The sequence below is a fragment of the Deinococcus murrayi DSM 11303 genome (assembly GCF_000482805.1).
GTDB lineage: Bacteria > Deinococcota > Deinococci > Deinococcales > Deinococcaceae > Deinococcus > Deinococcus murrayi.
Genome location: NZ_AXWT01000022.1, coordinates 1 through 21,202, shown reverse-complemented (window position 1 = coordinate 21,202; position 21,202 = coordinate 1). Strand labels below are relative to the sequence as shown.

The following is a 21,202-nucleotide window of genomic DNA, read 5'->3' as shown; positions in this document are numbered from 1 at the left end:
CTGCCTCTCGCCTCAGTCGTCATCGCCGCATGGTAGCCCCGCCGAGTGCGGTGCGCCGCCTTAGATTTCACGTGAAACGCTCCGGCGCTGCCGCAGATGCACCAGCAGGGCGCTGAGGTCTGCGTGCCGCACCCCCGGCACCCGCGCCGCTTGGCCCACCGTCTGGGGCCGCGCCCGCAGGAGCTTTTCGCGGGCCTCATGAGACAGGCCACCGAGGGCTGCAAAGTCCACCCCTTCCAAGCTCAGTTCGCTGCCCCGCGCCTCAGCCTGAAGCTGCCGCTCGGCCCGCTCGATGTAGCCCGCGTATTTCACCCGGATTTCGACCGCCTCGCGCTCGGCCCCGCTCAGGGGCGGGAGGGTGACCCCCAGGGCTTCAACCTCCGCCAGGGTGAATTCCGGACGGCGCAGCAGGGCTTCGGCGCTCTGGCCTCCCACCCGCTGACGGCGCAGAGCATCTATGCCCGCCGCGACGCGGACATATTTTTCCCCCACCGACCGCGCCGCGTCCTCGCTCACCAGCCCCAGCCGCTGCCCCAGCGCGGTCATCCGCTCGTCGGCGTTGTCCTGGCGGACCAGCAGGCGGTGTTCAACCCGGCTGGTCATCATGCGATACGGTTCATCGCTGCCCTTCAAAACCAGGTCGTCGAGCAACACACCGATGTAGCCCGTTTCACGTGAAACCGTCACTGTCTCCAGCCCCAGCGCTCGCCGCGCCGCCGCCGTGCCCGCGACGAGGCCCTGAGCGGCAGCCTCCTCGTAGCCGCTGGTGCCGTTGATTTGACCCGCCGTGAAGATGCCCGGCAGCAGGCGCGACTCCAGATTCAAGGTGAGTTCGGTGGAATCGACGACGTCGTATTCGACGGCATAGGCGTAGCGCTGAATCACGGCCTGCTCGAAGCCGGGAAGCGTCCGTACCAGGGCGTCTTGCAAGCGGGGGGGAAGCGAGGAGCTGAAGCCCTGGAGGTAAACCTCGCTGGTTTGGATGCCGTCCGGCTCGACAAACAGGAGGTGCCGGTCGTGGTGGGCAAAGCGCACGACCTTGTCTTCGATGCTGGGACAGTAGCGTGGCCCCAGGCCCGCGATGTCGCCCGCGTACATCGGCGACTCGTGCAGGTTCTTCTCAATCAGGCGGTGGGTGGCGGGGGTGGTGTGGGTTTGCCAGGTCGGAGACTCCGCGGCGCGGGGGCCAGGCCGCCCAGTAAAGCCCCGCGGCTGTGGGTCGGCGGGAATCTCCAGCAGCTCCGCGAAGCGCACAGAGTCGGCCCGGACGCGGGGGGGCGTCCCCGTCTTGTAGCGTTTGAGGTGGTGCCCGGCGCGCGCCAGCGGCTCGCTGAGAAAGCGGGCGGGCGGCTCGCCCTGCCGTCCCTCGGCGCGGGACTGGCGACCATACCAGGTCACCCCGCGCAAAAAGGTGCCTGCTGCGACCACCACGCTGCGGGCCGCGAGCCGCCGCCCGTCGGTCGTCACGACGAACCAGCCGCCCCGCCCGTCGGGTTCGAGGTCGGCGGCCTCGCCGCGCACAACTTCGATATCGGGATGCCCGAAGATGACGTCCTGGGCACGCTCGGCATAGGCGTCGCGCTCGTTTTGCACCCGCAGAGACTGCACGGCAGGACCCTTGCTCGCGTTCAGCACGCGGGTATGAATCGCCGTGTCGTCCGCGAGGCGGCCCATCAGCCCGCCCAGGGCCTGCACCTCGAACACCAGTTGGCTCTTGCCGGGGCCGCCCACCGCCGGGTTGCAGGGCATGCGGCCTACGGTGGCCGGATTGCCCACCAACAGGGCGGTACGGGCAAACTTCGCCGCCGCCCAGGCGGCCTCCAGCCCCGCGTGCCCGCCGCCAATCACAATCACATTCCAGCCGCTCATCGCCCCGGAGTGTAGAGCGGCGGCCCCCCCGTCATGCGGGGGCGGCTCACGGTGTGTGGCCCCGTTTCACGTGAAACAGCCTGGCGTGTCCGGTTCATCCGGCCCCGGCCCTGGGGAGCTGGGGCACATGGTCTAGAATCCAAACGAGCGTTAGGTGACTGGTTCCCGGTGCCGCCCCCCCAGGGGTGCCCCCGGTCCTGCCGCTCAGGAGGCCTTTCATGATTCAGCCGTTCACGTCTGACCCCCTGCGCTGGGTGTCCGAAGACGGCCAACCAATCCGGGAGCTGCCCGCCCGCTTCACGCCGGAGCTGCTGCGTGAGCTGCACCGCCAGATGGTGCGGGCGCGGGAGTTCGACAAAAAACTCGTCACCCTGTTGCGGCAGGGCCGCACCACCTTCTATGCCCAGGCGAGCGGCATGGAAGCCACCCAGGTGGGCCTGGCGCACTCGCTGCGGGTGGGCCACGACTGGGTTTGGCCGTACTACCGCGACCATACGTTGGGCTTGGCGATGGGCATCTCGATGCTGGACATCGTGAGCCAGTGCTTGGGCACCAACTCCGACCTGTGCCGGGGCCGTCAGATGCCCCATCATTTTGGGGTGCTGGACAAGCGCTTCGTGTCTATCTCTTCGTCTATCGCCTCGCAGGTGCCCCCCGCGGCGGGCACGGCGATGGCTCAGAAGTACCTGGGCACCGACGAAATCACCGTCTGCACCTTCGGGGACGGGGCGACGAGCGAGGGCGACTGGCACGCGGGCCTGAACATGGCGGGGGCCGCCGGAGCGCCCTGCCTCTTTGTCTGCGAGAACAATCAGTGGGCCATCAGCACCCACCTGCGCGAGCAGACCGCCAGCGAGACCATCCACATCAAGGCCAAGGCCTACGGAATGCCCGGCTATTACGTGGATGGCAACGACATCGTGGCGGTCATGGAGGTGCTGGGCCACGTTGCCGAGCGAGTGCGCGCCGGGGAGGGTCCCGCCCTCGTCGAGTGCCTCACCTACCGCATCGGCTCGCACTCCAATGCGGACGCCGATGCCGAAAAGCACTACCGCACCCGTGAGGAGGTGGCCGAGTGGGAAGCCCGCGACCCCATCACCCGCGTCGAGCGGCTGCTCGAGCACCTCGGTGCGCCCCTCGACCCACAGGAGCTGTGGGACCTCGTCGCCGCGACCCACCGCGAGGTGGATGAAGCGGTCTTGGCCGCCGAAGCGAGTGGACAACCGGGCTGGGACATCATGTTTGAGGACGTGTACGCCGATAAGCCGATTCATCTGCGAGTGCAAGAAGACTTCCTGCGGGCCGAGCAAGCCGCTGGGGGCCGCGCATGACCGCCACCCAACACCAAGCCCAGGCGGGCACCGCGGCGGGGGAGACCCGCACCCTCACCCTGATTCAGGCGATTACCGAGGCCATGCGCGAGGAACTTGCCCGCGACGAGCGGGTCGTCATCTTTGGGGAGGACGTAGGGGCACGGGGCGGCGTCTTCCTGGCGACGGCGGGCCTTCAGGCCGAGTTTGGCAAGGAGCGCGTCTTCGATACCCCCCTTTCAGAAGCGAGCATCGTGGGGGCAGCGGTTGGGATGGCGGTGCGGGGGCTGCGGCCCATCGCCGAAATCCAGTTCGCGGACTACATGGGGCCGGGCTTTGACCAAATCATCAGCCAGGCCGCCAAGATTCGCTACCGCTCTGGCGGGCAGTTTACGGCCCCACTCGTGATTCGCACCCCCTCTGGCGGCGGCGTCAAGGGCGGGCACCACCACTCGCAGAGTCCAGAGAGCTACTTCACCCACACGCCCGGCCTCAAGGTCGTGATGCCCAGCACCCCTTATGACGCCAAGGGGCTCCTCAAGGCCGCCGTGCGCGGCGAAGACCCGGTGATTTACTTTGAACCCAAGCGGCTCTACCGCGCCGCGAAGGGCGAGGTGCCTGCGGGCGACTATACGGTCGAGCTGGGCAAAGGGGCGGTGCGCCGGGAGGGCCAGGACCTCACCATCATCGGCTATGGGGGCGTGATGCCCGACGCCGAGCGGGCTGCGGCGGCGCTCGCCGCTGAGGGCGTCCAGGCCGAGGTCATCGACCTGCGCTCGCTCGTGCCCTGGGACCGCGAACTGGTCTTGCAGAGTGTCGCCAAGACCGGACGAGCGGTTCTTGTCAGTGAGGCCCCGCGCACGTCCAACTTCATGGGCGAGGTGGCCTACGTCATTCAGGAGGAGCTGTTTGACCGTCTCCTCGCGCCCGTTGTGCAGGTCGCGGGCTTTGACATTCCCTACCCCTATGTGCAGGACAAGATTTACCTGCCTGGCCCCAACCGGATTGCCGCCGCTTGCGTGCAGGCCCTGAACTATTGATGCGGGAAGGGCCGTGAAACCGGACCTGTGGCGCTGGGCGCTGGGTGCCCTGGGGCTGACCATCGGCTTCGCGGTGTACCCCCTGTTGGGGCGCTTGCCGGGGCCATGGCCCGACCTGCTCGCCGGGGCTGTCTTCGTCGCGCTGGGCGCGGCGGCGTGGCGCTCGGCCAGCGGCGACCGCTTTGTGCAGGGGGTGGCGCTGTTGCTTGCGCTGTACGGTTTGGCCCGGATGCTGTTCCTGCGCTGAGGCTTTCCCCCCGTTTTCCTCCTTTTCCACCGAGTTTTTGACCGAGGTGAACCCGTGAAACAAGTCCTGCTGCCCGAACTCGCCGAGAGCGTGGTCGAGGGCGAAATCCTGAAGTGGCTGGTGAATGAGGGCGAGACGGTGGCCCTCGAACAGCCCCTGTGCGAGGTCATGACCGACAAGGTGACTGTCGAACTTCCCAGCCCCTACGCGGGGGTGCTCCAGCAGCGCCTCGCGCAGGAGGGCGACGTGGTGGCCGTCCATGCCCCCATCGCCCTCATCGCGGAGGCGGGCGAAGCCGCCGGGGGAGGGGAGACGGTGCAGAACGCCGCCGACTCTGCCGCACCCAGCGTGACCCAGGGCATCCAGGCCAGCGCCGAGAACCCCACGACCGTGGACGCTCAGCTTCCGACCCAGGCCGCCGAGGAGCGCGAGCAGGTCGGCGGCAGCATCGTGGAGGCCGCCCACACCACAAAGGATGACGGGGACGACGCCAGCCTCTTCAAGGCCTTTACCTCCGACGAAACGGTCCGCCTGCGGGGTCTAGAAAACCGCGCGGGCGGCGGAGCACCGGGCACCTCCACCGGGGGGACCGGCAGCATCCTCAATCGTCAGCAGACCCCCTCCGGGCGCACCGACGGACGGGTCCTCGCCGTTCCGGCGGCTCGGAAGCGGGCGCGGGAACTCGGCATCGACCTCGCGCAGGTGACGGGCAGCGGTCCCAACGGACGGGTGCGCGTGGATGATGTCCTCCTGCACGCCGAGCGAGCGGGGGCAGCGGCCCCGGCCCCCGCGCCGCAGCCCCAGCCCCCCGCCCCGGCCCAACCGGCGGCCCCCGCCCCCACGCCCGCGGCGGCCAAGGGCGCGGGCGGGATGCCTGTTTCCCCCGTGCAGTACCGCACGCCGAAGGGCTACGAGCACCTCGAAGACCGGGTGCCGCTGCGGGGGATGCGCCGGGTCATCTCGAACCAGATGCAGGCCAGCCACCTCTACACCGTCCGCACCCTGACGGTGGACGAGGTGAACCTGAGCAAGCTCGTGGCCTTCCGGGAGCGGGTCAAGGGGGACGCGGCGGCGGCGGGCGTCAAGCTCTCCTACCTGCCCTTTATCTTCAAGGCGGTGGCGGCCGCCCTGAAGAAGTATCCCAGCCTCAACTCGTCCTTTGACGAGGCGACGGGCGAAATCGTCCTGAAGCGCTATTACCACATCGGGATGGCCGTCGCGACCGACGCCGGCCTCACCGTGCCCGTGCTGCGGGACGTCAACCACAAGAGCATCTTTGAGCTGGCGCGGGAGGTCTCAGACCTCGCGGGCCGCGCGGGGGCGGGCAAGCTCACCCCCGACGAGCTGGCGGGCAGCACCTTCTCGGTGACGAACATCGGCTCCATCGGGGCGCTGTTTTCCTTCCCCATCATCAACGTGCCCGACGCGGCCATTTTGGGTGTGCACTCTATTCAAAAGCGGCCCATCGTCAACGAGCGGGACGAAATCGAGGTCGCGCACATGATGTACCTGTCGCTCTCCTTTGACCACCGCCTCGTCGACGGTGCCGAGGCCGCCCGCTTCTGCAAGGAAATCATTCGGTTGCTGGAAAACCCCGACCGGTTGATGCTGGAAGCGATGTAGGGCGTATGGCTGGTGGCCCGTGGCTTGTCGCTTGTGGAAGCTGCCACTGAGGCAAAAGCTTTCGCCCTCTACAAGCCACCGGCTATAGGCGACACGCCACACACCCAACCGGTCAGCCTCCTGCAGGCTGGTCGCTTCACTTTTCAAAGCATGAGGGTGGGGTCAGGCGCAGGTCACGGGCGCGTCAGCTTGGGGCGTTAGGGTGCGAGGTCATGGGGTCTTGGCCCACGGGCACGTGACCCCGGATTGGATAGAGTGACTGTGATGACCCGCTTTCGTACCCTCGCCGCCCTGCTGCTGCTGACCCTGGCTTCCGGAGCCGGAGCGCTGAAGTTGCGGGTGCTGGACCCGGAGTTGCAACTTAACCTGGGCTACGGCGAAACCAGCGGGAGCCGCATGACCGTGCAACTCGTTCGGAACTACAGCGGCCCCGTGGTGCTGCTGTTTTCCCGCAGTGAAGAGGAGCGCAACGAGGGCCTGTTCCTGGGCCTCCAGCCCCGCTACCTGGGCACCCTGAAAGCCGGGCAGCTTACCCTGGACCTCGGCAACACCGAGCAGACACTTGCCCGCTTTCTGGGGAGTCTCAAGCCCGCGCTTACCGTACAGTTCGTGAATCAGAGCCTGACCCTGCCGGGGCTGCGCGCGCCCGCCGCCGAGAAGGGCTCCAGTGCCGGTTCGAACGCCAACGAAGGAGGCCGCTAAATGCTCGCCCAGATTCTGGTGGTGGAGGACGACCCCCACCTCGGTCCGCTGCTCAAGGACTACCTGTCTGCCGACTACCTCGTGCACCACGCCGCCACCCTGAAAGACGCGCAGGCGTGGCTGGGCACCCACTCGGCGCAGCTCATCTTGCTCGACCTCAACCTCCCCGACGGGGATGGCCTCGACCTCGTGCAGGCGCTGCGGCAGTATTCCAGCACGCCCGTGCTTGTGCTCTCGGCGCGTTCGGGAGTGCAGGAGCGGGTCGCGGGGCTGAACGCGGGGGCCGACGACTACCTCACCAAGCCCTTTGCGATGCCCGAACTCGACGCCCGCATCACCGCGCTTTTGCGCCGCACCGCCGCTGGAACGGGCGTCAACCTCGGCAATACCAGCCTCAGCACCTCCAGCCTGCTGCTCACCGTGAATGACAAGAACGTCAATCTCACCGAGCACGAGGCCCGCATCCTGGAGCTGATGATGCGGACTCCCGAACGGGTCTTTTCGCGGGCGGACATCGAGGCGCACCTCTACGGGTGGGAAACTCCCAACAGCAACTCGGTGGAGGTCCGCATCAGCCAACTGCGCAAGAAGCTGGAGCAGGCGGCCAGCGACCTGCGCATTCGCACCATCCGCAACGTCGGCTATGTCCTGCAAACGGGCTGAAGCGGCGCCAGAGCAACCCTGACGCATGACCCGCCCCGCTCCCCTGCAATCGGCACGCGTCGCTTGGCGGCACAGCCTGCGCTTTCGGCTGGCGCTGACCTACACCCTGCTGGCGACGCTGGTGATTGGGCTGGTGGGCATCGGGATGCTGACCCTGCTGCTGCGCGGGATGGAGGGGCAGTTTCAGGCGCGGCTCAATGACCGCGCCGCGGCCATCGCCGAGCGGCTGTCGGTGCCGGAGCTGACGTTGGGGCAAAAGCTGCCGCCCATCAGCGGCTATACCGCTCTGCTCGACGACGAAAACCGGGTGATTCAGGCGTCGCCCACCCTGCAACTGAGGTTGGGGCAGCCCTTTCCCTATGCCGGGCAGAGCAGCTTTCTCATCCTGGGCACGCCGATGCGGGCGGTGACCCGGCCCGTCGAGGACTTCGGGACCGTCTGGGTAGCCCTCCCCGAAGACGACCTTGTGAACGCCCGCGAGAGCGCGACCCGTGCCCTGCTGCTCGCGCTGCTGTTGACTCCCGGCGTGATGCTGATTGTGGGTTGGTGGGTGGGGCGGCGGGCGCTGGCAGACCTCAGCGAGGCGGCGGACCTCGCGGACCGCATTGACCCTACCCGCAGCGTGGCGACCCTGCCATTGCCGGAGCGGGAAGACGAGGTCCATCGCCTGCTTGCAGCGCTAAACCGCCTGCTGGTGCGCATTGAGGCGGTACAGGCACGCGAGAAGCAGTTGCTGGGGCAGATTGTGCACGAGCTGGGCGCGCCCCTGACCGTCTTGCGGGCCAGCCTCACGCGGGCCGCCGAGCGCACCCCCGACCCCGAAGTTGCCCGCGCCGCGCTCGTGGCCGACGAGCTGACCTTTACCACCCAGGACCTGATGCAGCTCGCGCGGGGGCAACTGGAGATGAAGGTCGCCTGGCACTTTATCCCGGCGGCCACCCTGCGCGGACGCCTGGACCGCTTGGTGCCGGGCATCACCTTTGCGGGCGACTGGAGCGGGATGCTGCTGTGCGACCCCGATCGCCTGACGCAGGCCCTGCGCAATCTGCTGGCGAACGCGCGCCGCGCCGCTGGGCCGGAGGGCGAGGTAACGCTTACCCTGAGCGAAACGCCCGCAGAGGTGACCTTTACGGTGCGCGACAGCGGTCCCGGTCTTCCGCCAGAGCTGGGCGAGCGCATCTTTGAGCCGTTTGTGTCGGGCAGTGGCTCCAGCGGCCTGGGCCTGAGCGTCTCGCGGCAGATTGCGGCGCTGCATAGCGGCACCCTGACGGCGGGGCACGCGCCGGGGGGCGGGGCCGAGTTTGTCCTGACCCTGCCGGGGCCAGAGCTGGGTGAGGATGAGGAGGCGGACGCAGCCTCCCCGCAAAACACCCCCAGCGGGGCCGCTGCACCTGCGTCCTAAGGGAGAGGGGAGAGCCGCTATCCTCCGGGGGTGACCCGCCCCATGTCCGCTGCCGAGACCGAGCTGCTCGCGCTGCTCACGCTGCGCCTGACGCCGGGGCTGGGGCCGCGCCGCACCGAGAGCCTGCGGCGGCACTTTGGGTCGGCAGCCTCGGCGCTGGCCGCGCCCCTCACCGCGCTGCGGGAGGTGCCGGGGCTGGAGGCCAAGACGGTCGCCGCCATCGGCGCGCCGGGGCCGCGCGAGCAGGCCGCAGCGGAACTGCGCCGGGCGCAGGTGGCGGGCGTCACTGTGCTGGGGCGCGGACTGCCCGGTTACCCGGAGGCCCTCGAAGCCTTGGGGGACCCCCCGGCGGTGCTGTGGGTGCGCGGCGAGCTGCCGGAGCTTGCGGCGGTGCCCCGCGCCGTGTCTATCGTGGGGACGCGGGGGGCGAGTCCGCATGCCCGCGCGCTGACCCGCGCCCTCGCCGCCGACCTCGCCCGGGCGGGGGTGACCATCGTGAGCGGCCTCGCCCGCGGCATCGACACCGAGGCGCACCGGGCGGCGGTCGAGGCGGGGGGCCTCAGCCTCGGCGTGCTGGGAAGTGCGGTGAATCACATCTACCCGGCGGAGAACGCGGGGCTGGCGCGGCAGCTCGTCCTCATCAGCGAATACCCGCTGGGGACGGGTCCGGCTCAGCACCATTTTCCGGCTCGCAACCGCCTGATTGCGGCACTGGCGGCGGGGGTGGTCGTCGTGGAGGGGGAACTGAAAAGCGGCTCACTCATCACTGCGACCCACGCGCTGGAGTGCGGGCGCACGGTCTTTGCGGTGCCGGGCCGCGCCGGAGACCCCCGCGCCGCCGGGCCGCATCGCCTGCTGCGCGAGGGGGCAGTCCTCACCGAGACGGCGGGTGACGTGCTCGCCGAGCTGGGTTGGGGGGAAGGTCCCGCTGCGCCCCTCCCGGACCTCCCGCCCGAACAGGCCCGCGTCTACGCAGCGCTCGGCCCCCCCGCCACCCTGGATGACCTGCGCGGGGCGACCGGGTTGGCCCTCGCCGAGCTGCAAACGGCGCTGGTGATGCTTCAGCTTCTGGGCCGGGCCGAGGAGGTCGGCGGGCGCTGGGCACGGCGGTAGCCCCCGCCCCGCTATGCTGCCCCGCATGGCTGGCCTGGTGTGGCTCGCGCTCGACGGGGTGGGGCACCCCGCAGACGCCCCGGCGGGGTCCGTGTGGGACACCGAACTGCCCACCCTGCGCCCGCTGGTCGCGGCGGGGGGGGCGCTCGACGCGGCTCTGGGGGTACCGGGGCTGCCGCAATCAGGCACCGGGCAAAGCTGCTGGCTCACCGGGCAGGACGCGGTGCGCGTGATGGGCGAGCACTTCGGTCCCCACCCCGGCCCCACCCTGCGGCGGCTTCTCGCCGAGCACGGCCTGCCCGTCCGCCTCACGCGGGTGGGGGGGCGGGCGGCCCTCGCCAACCATTACCCGCCCGCCTACCACGCGGCGCAGGCGCGGCGGCCCCGGCCCGGCTGTTTTCCCTGGGCGTTTCAGGCGGCGGGGCTGCCGCTCGGTCCGCCCGATGTGCCCCCGGTGCCCCCCACCCTGGGCCTGGACTACGCCGCGCCCTGGTCAGAGCGGACGCCCCCCGCTGCCCTCATCCGGCTAGGCCAGCGCCTCGCCCGCGCCGCCCACACCCACGACCTGATTGCCGCTGACCTGTGGCTGGGCGACCTGCTGGGCCACCGGGGGAGCCTCCCAGTGCCCGCGGACGCGCTCGCGGCGGGCCGCGCCTACCTGCGCCGGGTGGACGCCCTGCTCACCGGGCTGCTGGAGGGCGGGGCCGCCGTCATCCTCTCCAGCGACCACGGCAACCTCGAAGACCTGCGGGTCAAGGGGCACACCCTGGCGCGGGTGCCGTTTGCCGGAGCCGGACTCTCGCTGCCGCCCGCTGGGAACATCGTGACGGGTGGGCAGGCCATCGCCGAAGTGCTGGGGCTGCCTGCCCCACGCTGAGCGCCGTGAAACATCGTGGGGGGGAGCTGCTCCTCGCCTCCAGCCGAACTTCGCCACGACAAAGTGACGAAAGGGGGATTCACGGCGGAAAGTTATCCACAGCGTTTTCCACACCCCCTGTGGACAACTTCTCTCGGCTGGGCGCGGGTTGGCAGAGCTTTGGTGTGTGAAACGTCGTCTGGAACGCAGTTTTCACCGCAGCGGCTCGCTCCAGGTGGCCAGGAAAAAGTTATCCACAGTGAAACGCCAGCCTGTGGATAACTTGGGGCTTACGCGCCTCGTGCGGCCCGCACGAAGGCCCGGACCCTCGCCGGGTCTTTGACGCCCGCCCGCGCTTCGAGACGGCTCACGGCGTCGACGCCCGCAGGAGCCAGAAGGCGAACCGCTTGCGCGACGTTCTCCGGCCCCAGGCCCCCGGCGAGCCAGGCTCCAGCGGGAAGGCGGCCCCGCAGGGCGGCCCAGTCGAGCGGCTCGCCGCTGCCGGGCTGCGGGGCGTCCAGCATGGGCGTGACGCCGGAGTGGGCAAGTTCTTCGGCGGTGCCCTCCTGGCTCAAGTCCGCCGGGCGCAGCACGCGCAAGACGGGATAATACGCGGCGACCGTCCGCAGGTAAAGGGGGGATAAAGGGCCGTGGAGCTGCACGGCGCTCAGGCGAGCGGCTTCTGCCGTGCGCAGCACCTCGTCGAGGCCCTGCTCCAGAAAGACGCCCACGCGGGCCACGACCGGGCCGACCCTCAGGCTCGCCGCCCGCGCAACCTCCGGCGTGACGAGGCGTTTGCTGCGGGGCGCGAAGATAAAGCCCAGCGCGTCTGCTCCCGCCTCTGCTGCAAGGAAGGCGTCGGATACGGAGGTGATGCCGCAGACCTTGACCCGCACGGGCGCGGGGGCCTCAGCCACGGCGGGCCTCCAGCTCAGCCACCCGCGCTTCTAACTCGCGGGTGCGGCGCAGCAGGGCCACGAGGAGGAGGGCGTAATGGTCATAGAGCTTGGGGCGCTCTAGCCGCAGCTCGCCCGCCATCCACGCCGCGAGCAAACGCTCGGACTCGCGCAGCACCTCGTCATCGGGCACGTCGCGGTAGGAACGGTCCCCCAGGATGCTGCGGGCGAAGTTGAGGTCGCGGTCGCTCATGGCCTCAGGGTACGCGTCCCCCCCCGCGCCCGGAGCGTCTTCGCTCCCAGCACGAGCACGAACTGCAGGCCCAGCACGCCCGCCACGGCCCCTGTGATGCTCGCGTCGAGGGCGAGGGCCAGGATGTACCCCAGCACGCTCGCACTCAGACCCGCCCCCAGCGCGAGGGCCAGCGCCCGCTCTAGCCGCCGGGTCAGCAACAGCGCCGTCGCGGAGGGCACGACCAGGAAGGCGACCACCAGCACCGCCCCCACCGCGTCAAAGGCCGCGACCACCGTCAGCGCCACCAGCGTGAGGAGCGCCCCCGACAGCAGCCGGGGCGCGAAGCCCAGGGTGCGGGCGAGGCCGGGGTCAAAGGTAGCAAGCTGGAGTTCCTTGAACAGCCCCCCCACGAAGAGGGCGTTGACCAGCAGGGTTCCGCCCATCAGCACCCACGCGGCGGGCAGCCCCAGCCAACCCGTTCGGAAGGGGGTATACGCGATTTCGCCGTACAGCACGGCGTCGAGGTCCAGGTGCACATTGCCGTAGTTCAGGCTGACCGCCAGGACCCCAGCAGCAAAGAGGGCCGGAAAGACCAGCCCCAAGGCCGCGTCTTCCTTCACCCGGCCCCCACGGGCGACCAGGGCGCTGAGGCCCACCGTCAGCAGGCCGGACAGGGAGGCCCCAGCCAGGGCGGGGAGCGAAGCGAGACTTCCGCCGCTGAGCCAGTAGCCCGCCACGATGCCCGGCAGCGCAGCGTGGCTGATGGCGTCCCCCAGCAGGGCCTGACGCCGCAGCACCAAAAAGAGGCCCGGCAGGGTGCAGGCCCAGGCCACGAGTACGGCGGTGCCCACAATCACGAGGTCAAAGGGGAGGGTCACCGCCGCCCCCCCGCCGCCAACGCTCGGCGCAGCCGCGCCCGCGCCCGCCTGTGCCGCACCCACCCCGCGACGACGCCCCGCCCCGGCGCGAGCAGCAGCGAGAGCACCGCGAGGGCCGTGGCGGTGAGCACGGTGACGGCTCCGGTGGGCAGCCCCGTTCCGCCTTCCGGCGAGAGGGCGAGGCTGAGGGCCGCCCCCAGGCCCCCGCTGAGCGCCCCGAACACTCCGGCCAGCCGCAGCATTCCACCCAGGCTGCGGGTCCACTGCCGAGCGGCGATGGCGGGGGCAATCAGCATCGCGGCCATCAGGACCACGCCGACCGTCTGAAGGCCCAGCATCACCGCGAGCACGGTGAGGGCGGTCGAGAGCGCTGTCAGCTGGGCCACTGGCCAGCCCTGCACGGCAGCCGCGGCAGGGTCAAAGAGGCTCAGCTGAAACTCCTTGTGCAGCGCAGCGACCGTCCCCAGCGCGAGCGTCCCCAGCGCGGCAAAGCGGGTCACGTCCCCGGCGGTCAGCGCCGCCGCCTGCCCGAAGAGAAAGCCCTCCAGTCCCGCTTGCGCCGCGTTCCCGCTCTGCCCGATGGCGGTCAGCAGGGCGATGCCAATCCCAAAAAAGGTGCTGAAGGTGACCCCTAGGGCGACGTCTGCCTTCAGGCGGCTGTACCGCAAGATGGCGAGCGCCAGCCAGGAAGCGAGCAGCCCGCTCAGCCCGCCCCCCACCAGCAGCCCCAAGGTGTCCCGCGTGCCCGTGAGGAGAAAGGCCGCGCAGATGCCCGGCAGCGCCGCGTGCGCGACGGTGTCCCCGATGAGGCTTTGCCGCCGCAGCACGCTGAAGCATCCCAGCGTGCCCGCCACCAGTCCCAGCAGCGCGGACCCCAGCACGACCGAGCGCAGGGTGTAATCCGTCAGGAAGTCGCCGGGCGTCAGGCTCAAGGCGCACCCCCCGCGAGCGCCGCCGCGAGCGCCCCGTGCCGCTCGCCGTAGGCAGCCCGAAGATTCGCCGGGGTAAAGGCCATCTCGGTCGGTCCCGCTGCCACCAGCGAGACGTTGAGCAGCACCACCCGGTCAAAGTACTCGCGCACGGTGTCAAGGTCGTGGTGTACGGCCACCACCGTGCGGCCCTCCCCGCGCAGCTCGCGCAGCACGTCCACAATGGCGCGTTCGGTGACGGCGTCCACCCCCGCAAAGGGTTCATCCATGAAGGTGAGGTCGGCCTCCTGCGCGAGCGCCCGCGCCAAAAAGACCCGCTGCTGCTGCCCGCCCGACAGCTCGCTGATGTGCCGTTCGGCGAGGTCCGCCATCCCCACCCGCTCCAGGCACGCCCGCGCCCGTTCGCGCTCGCGCCGTCCCGGACGCCGCAGCCAGCCGAGGTGGCCATAGAGGCCCATCGTGACCACGTCGGCGGCACTCGCCGGAAAATCCCAGTCCACGCTGGCCCGCTGCGGCACGTAAGCCACCCGCCGCCGCACCTTTGACAGCGGTTCTCCGAAAAAGAGGGCCTCGCCCGCCAGCCGCGGCACCAGCCCCAGCGCGGCCCCCAGCAGGGTGCTTTTGCCCGCCCCGTTGGGTCCGATGATGGCGGTGAGCGACCCGGCGGGCACCTCCAAGGACACGTCCCACACGGCGGGTTCCTCGAAATAGGCCACGCTGAGGCCGCGCAGGGCGAGCGGGGGCGCGGGCTGGGCATGGGCGGCAGCCAGAGTGCTCGGCACGGTGACGGTCATCGCCGGGCCTCCGGGGTCAGGCCCGCCACGATGGTGCGGACGTTGTGCCGAATCATGCCCGTGACGGTGCCCTCCGGGGTGCCGGGGTCGCCCGCCGCGTCCGCGTACAGGGAGCCGCCCAACGCGACCGCATGCCCCCGCGCCCGCGCCGCCTCGCGCACCGCCTCCAGGGTGCGGGGCGACACCGTCGATTCCAGAAAGACCGCCCGAATGTCCCGCTCGTCCAAAAAGGCCGCGAGGTCCCGCACCCGCACCCCGCTCGCCTCCGCGACGGTGCTCAGGCCCTGCACGCCCCGCACCTCCAGCCCGTAGCGCCGGGCGAGGTACTGAAAAGCGTCGTGCGCGGTCACCAGGACCCGCTGCCGCTCTGGCACCGTGCGGAACTGGGCGGCGCTCCAGCGGTCGAGCTGCTCTAGCTCGCCGAGGTAGCGCCGCAGGTTGGCCGCATAGACCTCGCGCCCAGCGGGGTCCACCTGCGTGAGGGCCTGCGCTGCCGCCCGCGCCACGCCCGCCCACAGGGTGGGGTCAAACCAGACGTGGGGGTCGGGCGTTCCCGGCGGGCCGAGCAGCCGCTCGCGGGGCAGCGTCTCAAAAAGGGCCACGCTGGTCGTGCGCGTGCCCAGCGCGTGCAGCACGTCCACCATCTTGCCTTCGAGGTGCAGCCCGCCGTACAGCACGAGGTCAGCCCCCGCCAGCCGCCGCACGTCGCCCGCCGACGCCTTGTAGAGGTGGGGGTCGACGCCCGGCCCCATCAGCCCGGTGACCCGCACCCGCTCGCCGCCGAGCTGACGGGCGAGGTCCCCCAGCATGTTGACGGTCGTGACCACGTGGACCCGCCCGTCGTCCGGGGTGCTGGGCGCGGGAGCGCAGGCCCCCAGCCCCAGCGCCGCGAGGAGGGGGAGGAGGGCGCGCCTCATGCCTCACCCCCGTGTACCTGCACCTGCGCGGCCACCGTGAGGGCGAGGGTGAGGGGACCGCTCGGCAGGGTCACCGTCAGGGTGCCCAGCGCCGCGTCGACCCGCGTGAGGGTGAGGGTCGCTCCCGGCATCAGCCCCGCCGCGACGAGCGCCCGCAGCCCCGCCGGGTCGCCGTCGGGCACGCGGGCCACCACCGCCGTCTCCTCCGGCGCGAGCTGGGTGAGCCGCCGCTCGGCCCGCACGGGCACGTCACCCCCCAGGGTGGGGATGGGGTCGCCGTGCGGGTCGTGGGTGGGGTCGCCCAGCCAGGCGGCGATGCGGGCTTCGAGCCGCTCGGACAGCGCGTGCTCTAGCCGCTCGGCCTCCTCGTGCACCTCGTCGAGTGGGACCCCCAGCGCCCGGTGGAGAAAGAGTTCGAGGAGGCGGTGATGCCGCAGCACCTCCAGCGCCGCCCGCTCACCCTCGGCGGTCAGGCGTGCTCCCTGGTACGGCGCGTGCGCGACGAGGCCCTGTTCACTCAGCTTGCGCAGCATCCCCGTCGCGCTCGCGGGCATCACCCCCAGCGCGTCCGCCAGGGCCTGCGTGTTGACCTTGCCCGCCTGCCCCAGCACGTACAGGTGCTTGAGGTAGTCCTCGGCGGAAGGGGAAAGGGCGCGGAGCGTCATGCCTGATTTTAGGCATGACAAAAAGTAGAGTTCAAGGGGCAAAAGATGGGGAGCAGGAGGGACGGCGCGGGAACTTTTCCTCCTCTTCTCGCCTCCTACCCTGTGAGGTGGCCTTGGATTCCCTTTCCGACGAGCAACTCGTGCCCCTCGCGGCCCGGCCCGGTCCCAACCGGGAGGCGGCCTTTGAGGTGCTCGTGCGGCGGCATTCGCCCCGGCTGCACCGCCTCGCGGCGGGGCTGGTGGGGCCAGGCAATGCCGACGACGTGTTGCAGGAGGTGTGGCTGAGTGTCTACCGCAGTGCCCAGGGATTTCGGGGGGACGCGCAGTTTTCGACCTGGCTGCACCGGGTCACCCTCAACGCCTGTCACAAGGCGCTCGCCGCCCGTCCCGCGCTGCCCCTGGGCGAGGCCCCCGAACCTGCCGCCCCCCACTGCCCCGCCCGCGCGGGCGAACAAGCCGACCTGCGCGCTCGCCTTGCCTGGGCCTTGGCCCGGCTGCCCCCCGAACAGCGCGACGCCGTGACCCTGCGCGAACTCGGCGGGCTGGACTATGCCGCCATCGCCGGGGTGCTGGGGGTGGAGGTGGGCACCGTCAAAAGCCGCCTCAGCCGGGGCCGCGCCGCCCTGCGCGAGTGGCTGAGCGCCGCGGGCGTGGCCCCCTGAGCTGTCCCGGAGTGTTTCCCTATGACCGACGACGACCTCGACTTCCTCTTTGCTCAGGCCCGCGTTCAGACGCCCGCCGACGCGGGGGCCGCCGAACGCTTCCTGGCCCGGCACCGGGCGACCCTGGCACCGCCCCCCCGCCGCGCTCCCCTCTGGCCCCCGCTCCTCGCTGCCGCCGCTGCGGTCCTCGCCGGGGTGCTGGTGTGGCGGCCTGCGGCGCCCGCGCTGCCCGCCAGCGCCGCGTATGACGTGTACCAGGGCACTCTGGGGGAGGGCTGGTGAGACCAGCGCTCGCGCTGGCCCTGGCGCTGGCTCTAGGCGTTCCGGCGCAGGCCGCCGCCCCCGAAGACCTCACGGCGGCCCTGCGGCAGGCCCGCACCCTGGCGGCGCGGGGCGAGGCCGAGGTCAGGGTGTATTTTCCGCCCCGCGCAGTGCCTACCCGCACGGCGGCGCGGCTGCCGGCAGTCCCCTTTCGCCCCGCGCTGCTGGCCCGCAACTTCACGGTGACTCGCCGGGACGACGCACCCCCCGTTGCGGGCCGCGAGGTCATCCGCTACGACCTCACCCCCAAGGCGGGGGAGGCTGCCCACTGGACCCTGTGGATAGACCGCGCCTGGAACGTGCCCCTGGCCTATGAGGAGCGCTTCCCGAACGGCGCGCTCGCCCGCCGCGCTGCCTTGACGCAGGTGCAGCCCCAGCCCCTGCGGGTGCAGGCGGGGGTGCCGCCCATCCCGGCGGGCCTGCGGGGGGCAGTCTTGGCCGCGCTGCCGGGGCTGCGCTTTCCGCCTGGGTTCGTGCCCGTCGCGCTGCAGGCGCGGGCGGGAGGCGGGGTCACCGTCTCTCTCAGTGACGGGGTGAATGTTCTCGCGTTGGTGATTGCCCCTCGCAATGTCCGCCCCGCGCTGGGGGTGGCTTCGCGGCGGGTGGGAGGGCGCTTTGTTTGGCTGGTGGGCAACCTGCCGGGCGAAGCGCTGCGAGCTGCCCTCTCCGGCCTCCGGGCGGCAGACGAAGCCCCCCTGGGAACTTTTCTTCCCGCTCCCGACTCCAAGAGGTGACCATGCCCCTTTCGCCCCTCTCCCGCAAGCTCAGCGCCGAGGACGCCGCGCACCTGCTGCGCCGCACGTCTTTTGGCGCGACCGATGCCGAGATTCGCGCCCTCGTCGGCGGGGACGCCCGCACGGTGGCCCGGCAGCTTCTCTCCTTTGGGGATGAACGCGCTCCCGGCAATCCCTTCGACCCCCTCAGCGCCGCGACCCCCGGCGCGGGCATTCAGCTCACGCGGGCGGCGTGGCTGTATGAGATGCTCTACGGTCCCCACCCCCTGCGCGAGCTGCTCACGCTCGCCTGGAGCAACCATTTTGTGGTGGGCACCGACAAGGTGCGAAATGTGCCCATGCTCGCGGGGTACCTCGCCCTGCTGCGCCGCCACGCGGCCACGCCCGACTTCGCCCGCTTCACCCTGGAGGTCGCGCAGTTGCCCGCGATGCTGCGCTACCTCGACAATGACCTCAACCGCAAGGGCAAACCCAACGAAAACTTCAGCCGCGAGCTGCTGGAGCTGTTCACGACCGGGATTGGCCCCTACACCGAAGACGACGTGCGCGAGGGGGCGCGTGCCCTGACGGGCTGGACCTTTGAGGGCGGGCGCGGCAACCAGAACTTCCTCGAAGAACCCCGCTTCGTCTTCCGGCCTGGCCAGCACGACGCGGGCCGCAAGACCTACCTGGGCCACAGCGGCAACCTGAGCGGCGAGGACGTCATTCGCCTCGCGGCCACGCACCCCGCTACCGCGACCTTTATCGCCCGCAAGCTGCACCGCGCCCTCGTCGCCGACGAGCCGGACCCGGCGGCGGTTGCCCAGAGTGCCGAGACCTTCCGCCGTACGAACGGCAATGTCCGCGCGGTGCTCGAAGAACTTCTCGCCAGCGAGCACTTCTATGCGCAGCGCGGGACGGTCATTCGCGGCCCGGTCGCCTTTCTGGTGGCGGCGATTCGGACGCTGGGGAGGCCCAAGCTGGAGGCCCGGCAGTTGCTCACGCTCGTGCAGACCGCCGGGCGGATGGGCCAGCTTCTCCTCGAACCCGACACCGTGAAGGGCTGGGATGGGGGCCGCGAGTGGATTAACGACACCGCCCTGCTGCTGCGGATGCAGGTGGCGGCCTCGCTCACGACCGCCGGGACCGCGCCGAAGCTTGACGTGCTGCCCTCTGACCTCGCCCTGCTGGGCACCGAACGCTCGCCGCTCGCGGCGGTCACCGGGGGCCTGCCCCCCCAGCAGCGCCTCTACCTGACCCTCATCAGCCCAGAGTTCGGGCTGGCCTGACCCGTGCCGCCGAGGTAACCATGACCCTGGACCGACGTGACTTTCTGAAATACTCCGCCCTCGCCCTGGCTGCCACCAGTGGGATGCCCGGTTTTCTCGCGCGGGCAGCGGCGCAAGCAGCGGCCCGGCCCGCCGGGAACGGCAGGACCCTGGTCGTCATTCAGCTCACCGGGGGCAACGACGGCCTGAACACGCTCGTACCCTATTCCAACGGCGCGTACTACGCGGCCCGGCCCACCATCGCCATCCCCAAAAAGGACGTGCTGCCCCTCACGGACGACCTGGGGATGCATCCCGCCCTCAAACCCCTGATGGGGCTGTGGGACAGCGGGCACCTCGCCTGGATGGAGAACGTGGGCTATCCCAACCCCACCCGCTCGCACTTCGCGTCCATGGCCATCTGGCATACCGCCGACCCCACCCAGGCGCAAGCGGAGGGCTGGATTGGGCGGGTGGCCGAAAAGATTGGTGACCCCTTTTGCGCGTCGAACCTCGGCGGCACGGCCCCGCAGGCGCTGCGAGCGTCGGAGTTCAGCTTGCCTTCCATCGCCAGCGTGGACAGCTTTCAGGTGAAGCTCCCGGCGGGGCTGGAGGGGGCCTTTGAGCGGATGCTGGGGCTGCCCCGCGAGGGCGAGGCCGCGTACCTGGGCCGCGCCGCCCGGCAGATGCTGGCGAACACGCGCGAGGTGCAGGCGAAGGTGGCGCGGTACCGCCCCGGCGCGAGGTACCCGGAAGGCCGCTTTGCCCAGAACCTGCAAGACGCCGCTCGCCTGATTGCCGCCGGAACCGGACAGCGGGTGTTGTACGTCTCGCTGGGGGGCTTTGACACCCACGCGGGCCAGCGGGCCGAGCAAGACGAGTTGCTCGCCACCCTCGCTTCCGGCCTCGCGGCGTTCCAGGCCGACCTCGAAGCCCAGGGCTTCGCCGAGCGGGTCATCGTGATGGGCTTTTCGGAGTTTGGCCGCCGGGTCGCCGAGAACGCCAGCGCGGGCACCGACCACGGCCAGGGCAGTGTGATGTTCGCGCTGGGCCGGGGCGTAAGGGGCGGCGTTCACGGCGACAGCCCCGACCTGGAGAACCTCGCGGACGGCGATATTCGCTACAAGCAGGACTTCCGGGGGGTGTACGCGGGGGCGCTCACCCACTGGCTGGGTTTGGATGCCCGCGACATCCTGCGCGGCGACTTCGCGGGGCCGGAGTGGGTGGCCGCCGGGGGAGCCGCGTGAGCGTTCGCCTCGGCGGTGCCCTCCTCGCCGGGCTGGTGCTGCTGTCGGCCCCAGTGGCGCTGGCCCTCCCCAAGTACCGCACCGAGGCCGCCCGCTTCCTGGGCCATGACAAAGACGACCCGCTGTGGCAGCTCTCCGGCAAGGTCATGCCCTGCGTGACCTGCCACACCCAGCCGCAGGGGGGCGAGGGTTGGAACGCGTTTGGCCAGAGCCTGCAAGCCGAGTTCCGCGCCCAGCCGCGGGCCACCTTCCGCACCGTGTTGCGCTCGGTCCTGGCGCGGGAAGCCGACGCGGACGCCGACGGCTATCCCGACGCGCTGGAGCTGTTTGCCCGCACGCTGCCCGGCGACCCCCAGAGCCGACCGAATCGGCCCCTCGCCGCGCTGCGGGCCGAGTTCGAGAAGGCGGGCGGGTTGCCGGACGAAAAGCCCAAGCAATAGACCCCACGCCCGGCGAGGAGGGAAAGGGGCTTGCCTTTCCCGTTTGGGTAGTGGCTGCCAAGACGTGATGTACTGGGAAGGTGCCCGAGTGCCCTACCTGTCAAAGCGTTCAAACGGTGAAGAATGGGAAAGCCAAAAACGGCACCCAGACGTACTTATGCAGGGAGTGTGGTCGCCGCTTTCACCCGGAGGCTAAACCAGTGGCCCACAGTGAAGCGACCAAGGAGCAGATTCTCCAGGCGGTTCATGAGCGAATGAGCCTCAGAGGCGTACAGCGCGTGTTTGGCGTCCACCGCAACACCGTCATCCGGTGGATAAAAAGGGGGCCTCCGAAGTGAGGCAGACCGGTACGGTCTGCCCTCTCTAGGGGTCAAAAGTCAGATGGAGACTTGAGAAGTCGGCTCCTGTACGG

General features: G+C 70.5%; 23 protein-coding genes and 1 pseudogene. 16 read left to right on the top strand and 8 right to left on the bottom strand.

Going from position 1 to position 21,202, the window contains the following annotated elements; translation table 11 throughout:
* Positions 1–60: 60 nt before the first annotated feature.
* Positions 61–1,869 (bottom strand): tRNA uridine-5-carboxymethylaminomethyl(34) synthesis enzyme MnmG, encoded by a 1,809-nt coding sequence (gene mnmG / locus H565_RS0105330; protein ID WP_027460132.1) that lies wholly within the window; start codon positions 1,867–1,869, stop codon positions 61–63.
* Between the two features lie 218 nt (positions 1,870–2,087).
* Here mnmG and H565_RS0105325 point away from each other — a divergent pair, with 218 nt between their 5' ends.
* The 9 genes from H565_RS0105325 to H565_RS0105285 all read left to right on the top strand — a co-directional run bounded on the left by H565_RS0105325 (position 2,088) and on the right by H565_RS0105285 (position 10,846).
* Positions 2,088–3,200, top strand: coding sequence for a thiamine pyrophosphate-dependent dehydrogenase E1 component subunit alpha (locus tag H565_RS0105325; RefSeq protein ID WP_027460131.1), 1,113 nt, complete (start codon positions 2,088–2,090; stop codon positions 3,198–3,200).
* Positions 3,197–4,219, top strand: coding sequence for an alpha-ketoacid dehydrogenase subunit beta (locus H565_RS0105320; protein ID WP_027460130.1), 1,023 nt, complete (start codon positions 3,197–3,199; stop codon positions 4,217–4,219). The genes H565_RS0105325 and H565_RS0105320 overlap by 4 nt, the downstream gene beginning before the upstream one ends.
* Before the next feature lie 13 nt (positions 4,220–4,232).
* Positions 4,233–4,466: a hypothetical protein gene (locus tag H565_RS0105315; RefSeq protein ID WP_027460129.1), complete on the top strand. Its 234-nt coding sequence runs from the start codon at positions 4,233–4,235 to the stop codon at positions 4,464–4,466.
* Between the two features lie 54 nt (positions 4,467–4,520).
* Positions 4,521–6,089, top strand: a complete 1,569-nt coding sequence (locus tag H565_RS0105310) for a dihydrolipoamide acetyltransferase family protein (protein ID WP_027460128.1) — start codon at positions 4,521–4,523, stop codon at positions 6,087–6,089.
* A 264-nt stretch (positions 6,090–6,353) separates the two neighbouring features.
* The gene (locus H565_RS14400) at positions 6,354–6,791 is read left to right on the top strand and encodes a hypothetical protein (protein ID WP_051363433.1); all 438 of its coding nucleotides are present in this window, start codon (positions 6,354–6,356) and stop codon (positions 6,789–6,791) included.
* Positions 6,792–7,454, top strand: a complete 663-nt coding sequence (locus tag H565_RS0105300) for a response regulator transcription factor (RefSeq protein ID WP_027460127.1) — start codon at positions 6,792–6,794, stop codon at positions 7,452–7,454.
* Between the two features lie 25 nt (positions 7,455–7,479).
* Entirely contained in the window at positions 7,480–8,856 is a 1,377-nt protein-coding gene (locus H565_RS0105295) for a sensor histidine kinase (protein ID WP_027460126.1), read from the top strand.
* A gap of 42 nt (positions 8,857–8,898) precedes the next feature.
* Positions 8,899–9,969, top strand: coding sequence for a DNA-processing protein DprA (gene dprA / locus H565_RS0105290; RefSeq protein ID WP_034408496.1), 1,071 nt, complete (start codon positions 8,899–8,901; stop codon positions 9,967–9,969).
* A 25-nt stretch (positions 9,970–9,994) separates the two neighbouring features.
* Positions 9,995–10,846 (top strand): metalloenzyme domain protein, encoded by an 852-nt coding sequence (locus H565_RS0105285; RefSeq protein ID WP_027460124.1) that lies wholly within the window; start codon positions 9,995–9,997, stop codon positions 10,844–10,846.
* 269 nt (positions 10,847–11,115) lie between these two features.
* Here H565_RS0105285 and H565_RS0105280 read toward each other — a convergent pair whose 3' ends face one another.
* From H565_RS0105280 to H565_RS0105250, 7 genes are read right to left on the bottom strand one after another with little or no spacing between them, the layout of a single operon-like run.
* Complete coding sequence (locus H565_RS0105280; RefSeq protein ID WP_235204235.1) at positions 11,116–11,742, bottom strand: phosphoribosylanthranilate isomerase; 627 nt, start codon at positions 11,740–11,742, stop codon at positions 11,116–11,118.
* The gene (locus H565_RS0105275) at positions 11,735–11,974 is read right to left on the bottom strand and encodes a hypothetical protein (RefSeq protein WP_027460122.1); all 240 of its coding nucleotides are present in this window, start codon (positions 11,972–11,974) and stop codon (positions 11,735–11,737) included. Before H565_RS0105275 ends, H565_RS0105280 begins: the two co-directional genes overlap by 8 nt.
* Positions 11,971–12,834, bottom strand: a complete 864-nt coding sequence (locus H565_RS0105270; protein WP_027460121.1) for a metal ABC transporter permease — start codon at positions 12,832–12,834, stop codon at positions 11,971–11,973. The genes H565_RS0105275 and H565_RS0105270 overlap by 4 nt, the downstream gene beginning before the upstream one ends.
* Complete coding sequence (locus H565_RS14395; protein ID WP_051363432.1) at positions 12,831–13,766, bottom strand: metal ABC transporter permease; 936 nt, start codon at positions 13,764–13,766, stop codon at positions 12,831–12,833. Before H565_RS14395 ends, H565_RS0105270 begins: the two co-directional genes overlap by 4 nt.
* Positions 13,763–14,557 carry a metal ABC transporter ATP-binding protein gene (locus H565_RS0105260; RefSeq protein WP_051363431.1) on the bottom strand — a complete coding sequence of 265 codons (795 nt, stop codon included), beginning with the start codon at positions 14,555–14,557 and terminating at the stop codon, positions 13,763–13,765. Before H565_RS0105260 ends, H565_RS14395 begins: the two co-directional genes overlap by 4 nt.
* Positions 14,554–15,474 (bottom strand): metal ABC transporter solute-binding protein, Zn/Mn family, encoded by a 921-nt coding sequence (locus tag H565_RS0105255; protein WP_027460119.1) that lies wholly within the window; start codon positions 15,472–15,474, stop codon positions 14,554–14,556. The genes H565_RS0105260 and H565_RS0105255 overlap by 4 nt, the downstream gene beginning before the upstream one ends.
* On the bottom strand, positions 15,471–16,139 hold the full coding sequence (locus H565_RS0105250) for a metal-dependent transcriptional regulator (protein WP_027460118.1): 669 nt from the start codon (positions 16,137–16,139) through the stop codon (positions 15,471–15,473). Before H565_RS0105250 ends, H565_RS0105255 begins: the two co-directional genes overlap by 4 nt.
* A gap of 107 nt (positions 16,140–16,246) precedes the next feature.
* On the opposite strand from H565_RS0105250, the gene H565_RS0105245 reads away from it, so the two are divergent.
* The 7 genes and pseudogenes from H565_RS0105245 to H565_RS15980 form a co-directional block, all read left to right on the top strand.
* The gene (locus H565_RS0105245; protein WP_342663794.1) at positions 16,247–16,801 is read left to right on the top strand and encodes an RNA polymerase sigma factor; all 555 of its coding nucleotides are present in this window, start codon (positions 16,247–16,249) and stop codon (positions 16,799–16,801) included.
* Between the two features lie 21 nt (positions 16,802–16,822).
* Positions 16,823–17,083, top strand: a complete 261-nt coding sequence (locus H565_RS0105240) for a hypothetical protein (protein WP_027460116.1) — start codon at positions 16,823–16,825, stop codon at positions 17,081–17,083.
* On the top strand, positions 17,080–17,856 hold the full coding sequence (locus H565_RS0105235) for a transcriptional regulator (RefSeq protein WP_245576167.1): 777 nt from the start codon (positions 17,080–17,082) through the stop codon (positions 17,854–17,856). Before H565_RS0105240 ends, H565_RS0105235 begins: the two co-directional genes overlap by 4 nt.
* A gap of 2 nt (positions 17,857–17,858) precedes the next feature.
* Complete coding sequence (locus tag H565_RS0105230) at positions 17,859–19,124, top strand: DUF1800 domain-containing protein (protein ID WP_027460114.1); 1,266 nt, start codon at positions 17,859–17,861, stop codon at positions 19,122–19,124.
* A gap of 20 nt (positions 19,125–19,144) precedes the next feature.
* Entirely contained in the window at positions 19,145–20,350 is a 1,206-nt protein-coding gene (locus tag H565_RS0105225; RefSeq protein ID WP_027460113.1) for a DUF1501 domain-containing protein, read from the top strand.
* Positions 20,347–20,790, top strand: coding sequence for a hypothetical protein (locus tag H565_RS0105220; RefSeq protein WP_034408490.1), 444 nt, complete (start codon positions 20,347–20,349; stop codon positions 20,788–20,790). The genes H565_RS0105225 and H565_RS0105220 overlap by 4 nt, the downstream gene beginning before the upstream one ends.
* Before the next feature lie 80 nt (positions 20,791–20,870).
* A pseudogene (locus tag H565_RS15980) lies at positions 20,871–21,148 on the top strand (IS1/IS1595 family N-terminal zinc-binding domain-containing protein); the annotation flags it as partial.
* Between the last annotated feature and the right edge of the window lie 54 nt (positions 21,149–21,202).